Origin of the sequence: Corallococcus interemptor (assembly GCF_003668875.1) — a bacterium.
Lineage (GTDB): Bacteria > Myxococcota > Myxococcia > Myxococcales > Myxococcaceae > Corallococcus > Corallococcus interemptor.
Window position 1 is genome coordinate 48346 of the sequence record NZ_RAWM01000045.1, and the last position, 13103, is coordinate 61448.

Annotated in this window: 8 protein-coding genes; 4 read left to right on the plus strand and 4 right to left on the minus strand. The window is 71.9% G+C overall.

Going from position 1 to position 13103, the window contains the following annotated elements; translation table 11 throughout:
- Nucleotides 1–100: 100 nt before the first annotated feature.
- Together D7X96_RS18435 and blaCOR are read left to right on the plus strand one after the other, a co-directional pair.
- Nucleotides 101–2545, plus strand: coding sequence for a protein kinase domain-containing protein (locus D7X96_RS18435; RefSeq protein WP_279637398.1), 2445 nt, complete (start codon nt 101–103; stop codon nt 2543–2545).
- A gap of 74 nt (nt 2546–2619) precedes the next feature.
- Complete coding sequence (gene blaCOR, locus D7X96_RS18440; protein WP_121770326.1) at nt 2620–3366, plus strand: COR family subclass B1 metallo-beta-lactamase; 747 nt, start codon at nt 2620–2622, stop codon at nt 3364–3366.
- Nucleotides 3367–3369: 3 nt separating this feature from the next.
- Here blaCOR and D7X96_RS18445 read toward each other — a convergent pair whose 3' ends face one another.
- From D7X96_RS18445 to D7X96_RS18455, 3 genes are read right to left on the minus strand one after another with little or no spacing between them, the layout of a single operon-like run.
- Nucleotides 3370–3837: a hypothetical protein gene (locus tag D7X96_RS18445; RefSeq protein WP_244219637.1), complete on the minus strand. Its 468-nt coding sequence runs from the start codon at nt 3835–3837 to the stop codon at nt 3370–3372.
- 20 nt (nt 3838–3857) lie between these two features.
- The gene (locus tag D7X96_RS18450; RefSeq protein WP_244219638.1) at nt 3858–4784 is read right to left on the minus strand and encodes a CHAP domain-containing protein; all 927 of its coding nucleotides are present in this window, start codon (nt 4782–4784) and stop codon (nt 3858–3860) included.
- A 33-nt stretch (nt 4785–4817) separates the two neighbouring features.
- Complete coding sequence (locus D7X96_RS18455; protein WP_121770327.1) at nt 4818–10286, minus strand: hypothetical protein; 5469 nt, start codon at nt 10284–10286, stop codon at nt 4818–4820.
- Between the two features lie 166 nt (nt 10287–10452).
- Here D7X96_RS18455 and D7X96_RS18460 point away from each other — a divergent pair, with 166 nt between their 5' ends.
- Nucleotides 10453–10953 (plus strand): GNAT family N-acetyltransferase, encoded by a 501-nt coding sequence (locus D7X96_RS18460; RefSeq protein WP_120548475.1) that lies wholly within the window; start codon nt 10453–10455, stop codon nt 10951–10953.
- A gap of 74 nt (nt 10954–11027) precedes the next feature.
- Nucleotides 11028–11786, plus strand: coding sequence for an endonuclease III domain-containing protein (locus D7X96_RS18465; protein ID WP_120548476.1), 759 nt, complete (start codon nt 11028–11030; stop codon nt 11784–11786).
- A 3-nt stretch (nt 11787–11789) separates the two neighbouring features.
- Here D7X96_RS18465 and D7X96_RS18470 read toward each other — a convergent pair whose 3' ends face one another.
- Nucleotides 11790–13058 (minus strand): phospholipase D-like domain-containing protein, encoded by a 1269-nt coding sequence (locus D7X96_RS18470; RefSeq protein ID WP_121725648.1) that lies wholly within the window; start codon nt 13056–13058, stop codon nt 11790–11792.
- Nucleotides 13059–13103 lie beyond the last annotated feature (45 nt).

Consider the following 13103-nt stretch of genomic DNA (forward strand, 5'->3'; position numbering starts at 1 on the left):
GGCAGGCGGAGGGGCACGGCGCACCCAGGCGTTGTCCAGGCGATTCCGTCCTGGAGGAACGTCATGCGCCCAATGGGGAAGCCGTGCAATATGCCGCGCCGTGCTGGCCCCCGACGCACTGGTCCTCGATGGTCGTTTCCGGGTTCTCAAGCCCCTGGGCTCCGGGGGCATGGGTGAGGTGTACCTGGGCGAACAGGTCTCCCTGGGCCGCAAGGTCGCCATCAAGGTCCTCCACCACGACCTGCACGCCCAGGCCGGCATGGCCGAGCGCTTCAAGCGCGAGGCCCGCCTCCTCTCGGCGGTAGAGCACCCGGCGGTGGTGCGCATCGTGGACTTCGGCCAGTCCGGCGACGCCGCGTGCCTGGTCATGGAGTTCGTGGAGGGGCAGAGCCTCTATGACGCGCTCCAGGGCGGCCCGCTGCTCGCGCCCCGGGCGCTGGCGCTGCTCCAGCAGCTGGCGGAGGGCCTGGCGGCCATCCACGACAAGGGCATCATCCACCGCGACCTGAAGCCGGAGAACGTCCTCATCTCCCCGTCCGCGCGCGGGGAACAGGCGCGGCTGTTGGACTTCGGCATCGCGCGGCTGGTGGAGCCGGAGGCGGGCAGCGCGCTCAGCCAGGTGGGCGTGGTGCTGGGCACGCCGGAGTACCTGTCCCCGGAGCAGGCCGTGGGCGCGAAGGTGGACACGCGCAGCGACCTGTACTCCTTTGGAGTGCTGGCCTACCGCGTGCTGTCCGGGCGGCTGCCGTTCGACGGCCCCACGCCGCGCCACTTCCTGTCGCAGCACGCCTCGCACGCGCCGCTGCCGCTGGACCGCGCGGCGCCGCAGCTGTCGCGCTACGTGGGGCTGCTGGCGCTGGTGATGCGGCTGTTGGACAAGGACCCGGCGAAGCGGCTCCAGACGGCGAAGGAGCTGGCGGACGCGCTGGGCCTGGCGCACGCGGCGCTGATGGCGTTCACGCCGAGCCAGGGCACGCCCATCGTCCATGCGAACGCGACGCCCTCCAACGGCACGGCGGCCTTCGGGGTGGACCCGGCGGCTCCCGCGGGTTCAGGCACGGCGGCGTTCGGTGTGAACCCCGCGCCCCCGGGTCCGGGCTCGGGCACGGCGGCGTTCGGCGTGGCGCCGGCGCCGGTGGTCCCTTCCGTGACGGCGCCTCCGGTGCAGGCGCAGCCGCGCACGGGCACGGCGGCGTTCGGCACGGTCCGGCTGACGGGTGGCCCGGCGGTGACGGGCGGCGCGGGGGTGGCGAAGGCGCAGAACGTGACGGTGATGCTCACCGACATCCAGGGCTTCACCGACCGGATGAGCCGGCAGACGCACGAGGAGAACGCGCGGATGCTGGACACGCACGACCGGCTGCTGACGCCGCTGGTGCGCGAGTACGACGGGAAGCTGGTGCAGAAGCGCGGCGATGCGCTGCTGGCCATCTTCCGCGCACCTTCCGCCTCCATCCGCTGCGGCATGGCGATGCAGCAGGCGCTGTGGCGCTACAACCAGACGGTGCCGGAGGAGCAGCAGCTCCACGTCCGCGTGTGCCTGCACGCGGGCGAGGTGCTGGTGACGAACGACTCGGTGCTCGGCGAGCCGATGGAGGTCGTGAAGGCGGTGGAGCACGTGGCCGCCGCGGACGAGGTGACCTTCACCGAAGCCGTGAACATGGTGCGCAACCGCGCCGAGGCCACCGCCGAGCCCTGCGGCGCCATCCCCCTGCCCGGCCGCGACGAGAAGGTGCAGCTGTACCGGGTGACGCGCGCGACGGAGGGCTCACCCTTCGGCGCGGCGCTGGGCATCCCCGACTCCGGGAAGTCCTCACCGCTGGACGCCCTGCGCACGAAGGCGAGTCAGGGCATCGCGTTCCTGCGGCAGCGTCCGCGCGTGGCGGCGGGCGCCGCGGGAGCTCTGGCGGCGCTGGTGCTGGCGGGTGGCGCCTGGATGGTGCACGCGAATGATCCGCTGGTGCAGGCGCGCGGGCTGCTGGATGACGACAAGCCCAAGGAGGCGCTCCAGCGGTTGGAGGCGCCCGACGCGCCGAACGACGCGGAAGCGACGCGGCTTCGCGCGGTGGTGAAGCACGCGCTGAACCGGCACAACGAGGAGCACGGCCTCATCCTGGGCCTCGACGAGGAGGGCCGGAAGGCACCGGAGCCGCGACTCATGGACGGGCTGGCCGAGGACTTCGGGAACAACGAGAAGGACCTCTCCGCGCGCCGGGCCCTGGAGGCGCTGCCCCCCGCGACGGTGCGCTCCCGTCTGGAGTCGCTGGCCCGGGAAGCACCCTCGGTGAAGCAGTGGGGCGCGCTGCGCTATCTGGACGCGAAGGACACCGCGGGCCTGGACCTGGTGGGGCTCTACTCCCGGTCGTTGGAGTCCAGCGACTGCGGCGTGCGCACGAAGGCAGCCCAGCGGCTGGCGAGCCTGGGTGACGCCGCCGCCCTGCCCGCCCTCACGCGCGCGGCGGAGAATCCTCCCGGCGGCAAGGGCTGCAACCCGCAGGCGTTCAACCGGGCCCTGGAAGAGCTGAAGAAGAAGACCGCGCCGTAACGTGGCTCCATGGACGCGCGTGTGTCACGAGGGCCGCGGATCCGCCGTGCATCCATCTTGCACTCGCCCTCCCCATGACTTCCCTCAGAACCTCCGCCCTCCTGCTTCTCCTCACGGCCTGTGCCTCCGCTCCCTCCGTGCCTCCTCCGCCATCCCAGGAGGAGTTCGTGCTCGCGAAGGACGTGCGGGTGCGGCGCCTGGCGCCTGGCGTGTGGATGCATGTCACGGAAGCGGGCGGAGACTGGGCGGGCGTGACCGCGAACGGGCTCCTCGTGGAGGACGGTGACGCGTCCATCCTCGTCGACACCGGGTGGACTCCGGAGCACTCCAAGGCCTTGCTCACCTGGGCCCGCGACACACTCCACCACCCCGTGCGCGCAGCGGTGGTGACGCACTTCCACCTGGACCGGACCGGCGGCATCCCCACGCTCGACGCGCAGGGCATCCCCGTCCACGCGCGTGAAGACACCGCGCTGCGTGCGAGCAAGCAGGGCAACCCCGTGCCCTCGAAGCGGCTGTCGGACGCGCAGGACTTCGGGCCGCTGTCGGTGTTCTTCCCCGGCGCGGGGCACTCGCCCGACAACCTCGTCGTCATGCACCCGGCGTCGGGCATCCTCTATGGAGGCTGCTTCATCAAGGACGCCCACGCTAAGAGCCTGGGCAACCTCGAGGACGCGGATGTCGCCGCGTGGCCCTCAAGCCTCCAGCGCGAGCGCGAGCACTTCCCCAACGCTCGCATCATCATCCCCGGTCACGAGCAGCCCGGTGGGCTGGAGCTGCTCGACCACACCGAGGCCCTGCTGAAGCAGACGTCGCGCTGAAGCTCAGTCGTCCCGGCGCGCGTGGCCCTTCTTCTTGCCACGCCCCGGGCCGTCCCAGTCGTCGCCGTCCCAGCCCCGGCCGCCCTTGTCCTTCACCTTGTCGTTCACCTTGATGAGGTTGCGCGAGTAGGCGTCGTAGTCCAGGTGCAGGTGGCCCTTCTCACCCCGGCCGTCCACGCGGAACTTCACCTTCCACACGTCGTTGCCGGTGAGGTGCGCCTCCTTCAACTCGCAGCGGTAGCCGCGCGCGCGGCACTGGTCGAAGCCGCGCCGCACCGCTTCGTCGTACCCCATCGCCACGGGACGCGAGGGCGGCGGCCTCGGGGGCGGCCGGTGCGGATGCGAGGGACGCGTCTCCGCGACGATGCAGCCGGACGACAGCAACAGGCTTCCCAGGAGCAGGGGCAATCTCATGCGCGAGATGACGCCACACCCGCGCAGGGATTCAAACGCGCTCGCGGTGCGAGCCATTGCGGCGGACTGCCGTGAGACTACAAACCTCCAGGTGAAGCGAACGCGACGAACAGCTCGCCCGCGAGGTACGCGCGCATCCCCTTGCTCGCCGGTCGGATGAAATCGTTGAGCAGCGCACCGGAGTTCAGCCGGTGCACCGTGGGGAAGGCCAGGTTCATGCGGCTGCGCGCCACGCCCTTGCCGCCTCGGTGGATGAACGTCACGGTGCCGTCCGGCGCCACCGCCTCCACCACCGCGATGTGCGTCATGCCGTCGTTGCGCTTGCCGTCGCGGTTGCGGTCGTACGTCTCCTTGAAGAACGCCAGGTCGCCCGGACGCGGGTTCAGCCGGTGCACCGCGCCCGCCGCCTGCGCGCGACGGAAGATGCCCGTCACCGCGTTCTCGCCCGCGAGGAAGCCGTGCGCCACCAGGTCGATGCCGGCCTGCAGGTACGCCAGCCGCACCAGCCCCGAACAGTCATTGGGCACCGAGCGGTCCAACCGCCGCGCGCCCACCAGCTGCGCCGCGCGCGCCACGATGCCGCGCGCCTGCTTCGACGGCGGAGGAAGCAGCTCGTCCCAGAACCCGCCCGGCCCCTGCGAGGACCCGGTGAGCAGCGCCGCGGCCTCCAGCGCCGCCGCGATGACGCCCGCCTCCTCCCGCATCGGATGCGGATCCGCCTCCAGCAGCGCCGCCAGCCCTTCGCTGCCCTCCGGCGTCACGAAGGCCAGCGGCGGAGGCGCTTCCGCCTTCACGCCCAGTGCGCCCGCCGCGCCCACCTGCGCGACGCTTGCTGTTTCAACGGCAGGCCGCGTGACAGGCGCCCCGTTCGGGAGTTCCACCGCCATACGGGGCGCGCCGTCCGGGACGTGCGCACAACCCACCAGACAGCCCAGCGACATCAGGGTGACGAGCGACGAACGGCGCAGCAGCAACAAGTCCTCCGGGGGTGAACGCGTGCGCATTCAACCCCGGATTCGTTTTACGTCAAACAGCGATCATCCCTCCCAGGTCGCGAGCAGGTCGCGCACCCGGGAGTACTTCTGGAGCAGGGCGGCGCGGTGGGCGCTGAGCACCACCATGAATCCCACCACCCCCAGGCCCAGGAGCGACAGGAAGAGCGCGCCGATGCGGTGGTCGCGCATGCCGAAGCGCACCAGGTTGGCGGCCACCGCCGTCACCAGGAACGCCGAGCCCAGGTACACGTAGGAGCGGATCCGCAGCGCGATGCCCGCTCCCACGCCCACCAGGCAGAGGAACACGCACAGGAGCATGGCCCCGCCGTCGTTGAAGAGCAGCGGCTTCCACGCGCCGGCCACGTAGATGCCCGTCACCGCCAGGGCGCGCAGCTGCGCGTAGGCGTCCCGGGACAGGCTCTTGCGGAAGACGCGCAGGAGCAGGAGCAGGGAGAGGCCCGCGGGGATGACGTAGAACTGCGGCTCGCCGGAGCCGGTGCTCAGCCATACGAGGTACAGCGCCGTGTTGAACGCGGCGACGGACATCGTGGACGCCGCGCCCCGCTGCTTCGTGAACGCCCCCAGCGCCGCGAAGTGCGCCGCGTAGCCCACGAGCAGCGCGATGGCCACGGAGGGCTGGCTCCACGGCACCGTCAACAGGCCCGCCAGCGGGAAGAGCCACGCGCCCGCCACGGCGGGACGGCGGAAGACCTCCAGGCCCGAGCCCTCGCGCCGCACGAAGAGGTATAGGCCGATGAAGACCGCGCCACCGAAGATGGACGCGAGGCTGTCCGCGGCGTCGGGGCTCGCGTTCAGGCCGATGAAGCGCACGCTGAAGTAGCCCGCCGCCACCACCGCCTGCGCGAGCCACGCTGCGCCTTCGTCCTTCTCGCGCGCCGCGTGGCGCACCAGGGCGAACAGCAGGAACACGAGCCCGCCGCACGCCACCCACGCCTCGCGCGCCGCGCCGCCGGGCAGGCGCACCGCCAGCACCGCGAACAGCACCTCCGTGAGCGCGACGATGGAGAACGCGCGCCCCATGCGCCCGCGCACGGCCTTGCCCGCCACGGACAGCACCAGCGTGGCCAGCAGCGCCGTCGCCGCGCCGAAGTACGGGACGATGAACTCCGCGCCCCGGCCGGTGGAGTGCGTCGCGCCGTAGTGGAGGATGAAGGCGTGCACGGCGAAGAGCGACGCCAGCCACCCCATCCACTCGCGGTCGCGGCGGCGCAGCACCACCACCCACGCCGTCACCCACGCGAAGAACACGCACAGCGGCATGCCCGGGTGCTTCAGCGAGCGCAGGCCCGCCAGCGACAGCAGCGCCAGCAGCGCGCCACTGTGGTGCAGCGCCGCGCCCACCTCCACGCCGCGCGTCTCCAGCGCGAAGCCCACGACGGCCAGCAGCAGGCCCGTGGCCGCCAGCACCGCCGGAGCCCACAGCGGAGGAACGGCGGCGACAAGCACCGCGCCGAGCAGCGCCGTGGCGGCATTCGCCATCCAGCGCTCGCGCGTCACCATCAGCGTCAGCGACGCGATGCCCGCGATGAGCGCCACGGACAGGGGCAGCGCACCCGGGCCCGCGTCCAGGAGCCGCACGCCCACGAGCAGCGCCACGGTGCCCGCGCCGCCGGCCCACAGGGGCTCGCTCCAGGTGCCCTCGATGCCGGGCGTCAGGCGCGCGGTGACGTCCGTCAGCCTGCGCTGCACGGCGCCGGACTGGCACAGCGCGGACAGCAGCGCGGCGGCCAGGCCCACGGCCGCGACGAGCACGCCGGCCTCCGGACGCCACGTGCCCACCGGCAGGTCCGCCGTCTGGCCCAGCGGCGCCAGCGCGAACGCCGCCACCGCCGCCGTGAGCAGCCAGCGCTGCGACAGCAGGAACGCGGACATCAGGACCACCGCGCCTAGCACGGTCAGCGCGCCCGGCGTCGGCGACAGCAGCGTGGACAGCGCCGCCAGGGTCAGCGCCGAGCCCGTGGCGGAGGCGCGCAGCGCCGTGTCACGTGGGCCGCGGAAGAAGGACGCCAGTGCCTGGGGCGCGTGGTGCTCCGCCAGCGCCAGGGCCAGCAGCAGGCCGGTGGCCCAGGGCCGCGATTCCGGGATGAACAGCAGCAGCAGCGACGCGGCGATGACGCGCACGGAGGGCAGCGGGCCCGTCATGAGCACCAGCGCGATGGCGCAGAAGAGGGCCGTGCGCTGGCTGAGCGGGTACTCCGGCACCAGCAGCACCAATCCGCCCAGGCACGCGACCGCCACCTGCATCCACTTGGACAGCTCATGGCGCGGGCCTTCGTCCTGCGAGCGCAAGAGCAGCGAGGCCACGGCGGGCACGTGCTCCACGGCGCGCACCACGAGCAGCGGCAGCAGCGGCAGCAGCGCGGTCCATGCGGGCAGGTTCCAGGCCGCCAGCGTCAACGCGCTGTAGGGCACCATCAGCGCCGCGACGAAGGGCTGGCGCAGCGCGCGCGTCCACAACAGCGGCAGCAGCACGGGCCCGATGAGCGCGAGCGGAATGGCGCTGGTGGACAGCGCGTGCTCGTGCCACGCGAAGGAGGCGAACCCCAGCGCCGCCATCGCGCCCAGCGTGGAGACGCTGACGAAGGACTCGCCGCCCGTGGCGACGCGCCGCACGGCGGGCACTTCGTCCAGCAGGGCCAGGACGCTGAGGAACGCGGCGAGCCCCAGCAGGGGCAGCGGGCCGGACGCGTGCAGTGCCCCCAGCGCCTCGAGGGTGGCCAGCAGCATGCCCAGTGTCACGGGCAGCGTGCGAGCGGTGAGGAGCGCCGCCAGCGCCGCGCCCAGCAGGAACACGGACTGCTCGCTCCGGGGAGCCAGCGCCACCGTCACCAGCGGCAGGATGAGCGCGAGGACGCCCGCGGTGGTGGTGCTCGCGCTCCTGCCCTTGCGCGCGGCGACGACGGAGCCCAGCAGAGAACCAGCGACGAGCAGCACCAGCGACAGCCCCGGCGACAGCCCCCACGACGTGAAGACGTGGGGCACGTCCGGCAGCAGCGAGAGGCCCACGAACACGACCGCGACCGGCCGCACGCCCGGGAAGGTGCGGGAGGCCACCGCCACCGTCGCGGCGGCGGTGAGGAACACGGGGCCCATGAACGTCATGTCAATCAGGCCCCACGGCACCGCGAGCCCCGCGTACAGCAGGCCCGGCACGCCGAAGCGCTTGAGCAGGCCACCGCGCTCGCCCAGGAGCGCCAGCACCAGCGAGCCGCCCACCATCGCCGCGACCAGCGCCTGCGAGGAATGCGCCGAGGCCAGCTTCGGCAGGATGGCGCCCGCGAGGAAGGCGCCGTAGGCCAGGAAGCGCTCGTCGCGCAACTGGAACGCGGCCACCAGCACGCCCGCGGCCCCCAGCGTCATGCCCACGACGGGTGCGGTGACAGGCGTCGTGCCGAGCGCGATGGCGAACCCGCACGTCGCGATGACGCCCACCACGGCGGAGATGAAGCGCCGCGTGCGCTCGTCCGTGAGCCGCCACACGAGGACCGCGAGGCCCAGGGCGAGGGCGCCGGACACGACGGCCGCGGGGCCCGCGCCATAGACGCGGAAGGCGCTGAAGGGCAGCAGGCCGAAGAGCACCGAGCCCACGGCGGACAGCGGGAAGCGCTTGAACAGCAGGCCCGCGCCCAGGGACATCACGGCCAGGGCGAGCGTGGCGGGGAAGGAGGGCCGCGAGTCAGGGCCCAGGTGGGAGAAGAGCGCGAACGCGGGCGCGGCCCAGGTGGTGGCGCGCAGCAGCACATCCGCGATGCCCAGGGAGCGGGCGTCACCGGTGCGCTCGCCGCGCCGCTGGGAGAAGTACGCGAGCACCAGGCCCGCGAGCACGAACGGGAGGGCCGTCAGCGCGCCGTACTGGAAGGGCAGCGGCGCCGAGGGTGGGTAGCCCATGCGCGTCTTGATGGCATTGATGATCAGGGTGAGCGCATGGGGAATCAGCTGCGCGCTGGTCGCGTAGCTGAAGTACGCGCCCGCGTACGCCGGGTAGAGCCACGGCAGGCGGTTCAGCGGGCCGCGAGACAGCGACACGAGCGTGCCGGTGAAGATGGCGGCGGTGAAGAAGAAGGCGGGCTTGGTGCCGACGATGGCGCCCGCGAGGCAGGCCACCTGGAGCGCGATGGTGAGGACCGCGAGCGGATCCGCGGCGCGCTTCTCATCGAGCGTGCGGAAGCGCAGGCAGGTGGCGAGCAGGAACGCCGCGAAGGGCGCGTAGGTGCCAGGAGGAACGGCGGTGCCGGCGGCGCCCAGGGCCAGGTGCAACCGGATGGCGAACATCGCCGTGAGGAACAGGGGCGCGGCGATGGCGAAGGCGAGCGCACCGCCCTTCCGGGGCGTGGCGGTGGCCTTGCTCGACAGCAGGAAGAAGAGGATGCACGGCAGGGCGTTGAGCCACACCGCCGGGGCGCCCATGCGCGCGGCCAGGGAGGCCAGGCCCATGATGAGCGTGGCGCCCACGAGGCCCAGCTGGATGAACGGCCGGGAGGGTGCGTCGAAGGACTCGATGGGCTTGCGGGCGAGCCACGCGGCGGCGCCGGACCAGACGAAGAGCAGCGGCACGAGCAACAGGGGGCTCACACCGTCCAGGTGGAGCGCTTCACCAAAGCCCAGGGGCCCCAGCGCGACGCCACCCAGCGGGGCCACGGCGGATCCGATGAGGCCCAGGATGTGGCCCGGCTTGCGCAGCGACTCGCGGCGGGCGAGGTAGCCGCCCCACACGGAGAAGCCGACCGAGTAGCCCACGGTCATGAGGAAGACGGTGAGCGAGCGGGTGACGGACGTCATCCCGTCCCACGACTCGAAGACGAAGTAGAGCGTGCCGGAGAGGATGAGGAACGCGCCGATGAACCACGCGATGCTCTCGTAGAGGAACGGCCGCCACACGCTTCTCCACGTCGAGGTCTTCTCCACGAGCCGGGCGGTGCGGCCGTTGGGAGCGGGAGGCTCCATGAACGGCTCGGCCGGATTCGGGGGCAGCCGGCGGGCCGCGGCGTTCACCGCGCGAGCGCGGGACTCAGCGGGGGCGCGAGCCGCGTGGGCACCGGGGTTCGGAGGAGAGATGCCCAGGGCCGCGGCCAGGTCGAGCGTGGTGAAGCGGACGGCGGATTCGGTGGTGTCAGGCGGAGTGACGGCAGCGTCGGTGACAGCAGCGGAGACCTCCGCGACAGCAGCCACTTCAACGTCGGCGCTCACGCTCTGTGCGACGGGAGCCTCGACAGGGGCCGCGACGGGCTCGGGAGCCTGAGCGCCGATGGGCGACTCCGTGAGGACGGAGAGGAGGATGCGGGCCTGCCGCTCGTAGCGTTCGGAGAGGAGGCGGGCGACGTGGGGCGGCACGTCGTGGACGTCCCAGCGGCGCACCTCGTCCAGGAGGAAGTGGACGTGCGAGAGCTCGGCCTCGATGGCGGAGCGCTCGCGGGCGGCGAGACGATTGCCACAGACAACGCACTGGGATGCGCTCCCCAGGCGTTCTTGCCGGCAGTCAGGACAGTACATGGAACTTCCCCCTCTACAACGACCGTGCCACGGAGAATGCCCTGGAACGGCCAGGGATTGAAACCCACCGGGGTGCGTCGGGCGCGTGGCGGTTGTGCAGGGCGCTGCACAGGTGCACACCCGGCGCCGCTGGCCGGCGGACGAGAGTCATGGGACCGTGCCCGCCATGAGCACGGAACTGACGTTGAGGCCCATCGAGGCCCGGGACGACGCGGCGATGGCGGCGGTCATCCGCGCGGTGATGCCGGAGTTCGGAGCGGACGGTCCGGGGTTCGCGATCCACGACCCGGAGGTCAACGCGATGAGCGCGGCCTACAGCCGTCCGAGGCACGTGTATTTCGTGGTGGAGCATGGCGGCCAGGTGGTGGGGGGCGCGGGCATCGCGCCGCTGGACGGAGGAGCGCCGGACGTCTGCGAGCTGCGGAAGATGTACTTCCTCCCCACCGCCCGGGGCCACGGCATGGGCGAGCGCCTGTTGAGACACTGTCTGGAGTTCGCGCGAAGCGCCGGCTTCCGGCAGTGCTACCTGGAGACGCTGGCCGGCATGGATCAGGCCCAGAAGCTCTACCGCAAGGTCGGCTTCGAACCGCTGTGCGCCCCCATGGGCCGCACCGGCCACTTCGGCTGCGACCGCTGGTACGCGCTGAACCTCACCCCGCCCGCCTGACTCCCCACCGGCCCGGCAAGTCCACCCGGCCCCTCACGGCCTCCGGACCCAACTTCCCAGGTCAGGAGGCCCGCATGGCGGCCAGGAAGCAGACGGCGACAGGTCCACGGCGTGCGCCTCGCGCCCAGAGCGCCCGCACCACGCAGGCCGCGCCCTCCACGCCGGACACGGACAAGCTCCCGTTCGACATCGAAGAGGTCCTGCGCCGCGTGCGCCATGAGGTCCGCGCCTTCGCGGACGCGGCCATGTTCGAGCTCGCCGCGAAGGGCCACGGCTCCCTCTTCGAACAGCTCATCGCGTGCATCCTCTCCATCCGCACGCTCGATGAAGTCAGCCTCCCCGCCTCGCTCCGGCTCCTCGGCCGCGCGCACACACCCGAAGCCCTCGCGCGCCTCACGCCCGCGGAAATCGACGCGCTCATCCGCCCCGTCACCTTCCACGAAGGCAAGGCCCACCAGGTCCACGCCATCGCCGTGCGCACGCGTGACGAGTTCCACGGCCAGCTCCCCGCGGATCCGGACGTGCTCCAGTCCTTCAAGGGCGTGGGCCCCAAGTGCGCGCACCTGGCGCTCGGCATCGCTTGCGGCCACGAGGTCATCAGCGTGGACATCCACGTCCACCGCGTCACCAACCGCTGGGGTTACGTGAAGGCCTCCACGCCGGAGCGCACGCTCGCCGCGCTCGAAGCCGTGCTCCCGCGCCCCTACTGGGTGGAGCTCAACCGGCTCCTGGTCCCCTTTGGCAAACACGTGTGCACCGGCTCGCGGCCCAGGTGCTCCACCTGCCCTGTCCTCCCCTACTGCCGGCAGGAGGGCGTCACCTCCCACCGCTGAAACTCAGCGGTCGTGCCCCGCCCACTGCGTGGCCCGCCGCGCGAACCGGCGCCATGGGTTCGTCCGTCCGCCGTTCTCCAGCGAAATCTCCTTCGAGTGCCGCACGTCCTTCTCCCAGCACACCTCCATCTTCGCGGCGATCTCCCGGTCCTCGAACACCAGCGACCCTTCGCTCAACTTGTTGAGCGACAGCGAATCCAGGTTCGTGGAGCCCACGACGCACAGCCAGTCATCCACCAGCATCGTCTTCGAGTGCAGCATCGCCGGCTGGTACTCCCAGATGCGCACCCCCGCCGCGAGCAGCCGCTCATACGTGGACCGCTGCGACGCACGCACCACCGGCACGTCATGCTCCGGCCCCGGGCCCATCACCCGCACGTCCACGCCCTGCCGGACCTTCACCTCCAGCTGCTCCAGGACGTCGTTGGGCGGTGTGAAGTACGCATTGGCGATCCACAGCCGCTTCGTCGCCGCCGCCACCACCAGCCGCACCATCCGCTCCGCCTCGGTGATGCCCAACCGCCCGGAGCTATCGATGAACGCCGCGCACCCGCCGCCATCCGCCTCCAGCTTCGGGAAGCACTCGCGCGGCAGGAAGCCGCCGCCGGATTCAATCCAGTGCTTGGAGAACGTCACCTGGATGCGCGCCACCTCCGGCCCCTCCACCCGGATGTGCGTGTCGCGCCAGTTGTCCGGCTTCAGCCCCTCCCCTTCCCACACCTTCCAGATGCCAAAGCCACCCGTGTAAGCGACGCGCCCGTCCACCACGACGATCTTCTGGTGCGACCGGCTCAAGAGCCGCCCCAGCACCTTGCCCGCCAGCAGCCGGTAGTAGTGCACCTCCACGCCCGCGTCCGTGAGGCGCTTCTCCACCTGCTGATCAAAGTCCTTGTCCCCGGTCGTCTCCTCGCTGCCCACCGGATCCACCACCACGCGGCACTGCACGCCCGCGCGCGAGCGCTCCATCAGCGCCTCCACGAACCGGTCCGACAGCTCGCACGGCCGCCAGATGTACACGAGCATGTGCACGCTGTGCTTCGCCGCGCGGATGTCCTCCAACATCCGGTCGAAGACCTGGCTGTTCTCCAAGAGGTGCATCCGGTGCCCCGGCGTCAGCCCCACGCCCGTGGCCTGGTAGAGCGCGAACGAGAAGCCCTCGGGCCCGGGTGGCAGCTCGAACGGCCCCTGCATCTCGTGCTTGCGCGTCTCGTCGCCGCCGTCGAACCCATGCGCCCCCGGCTGGGGCAACAACTCGTCCGTAAGCTCGCTCATGTCACCGGCAACCATGGAATGGGGACCTGTTCACCGGACGGGGCC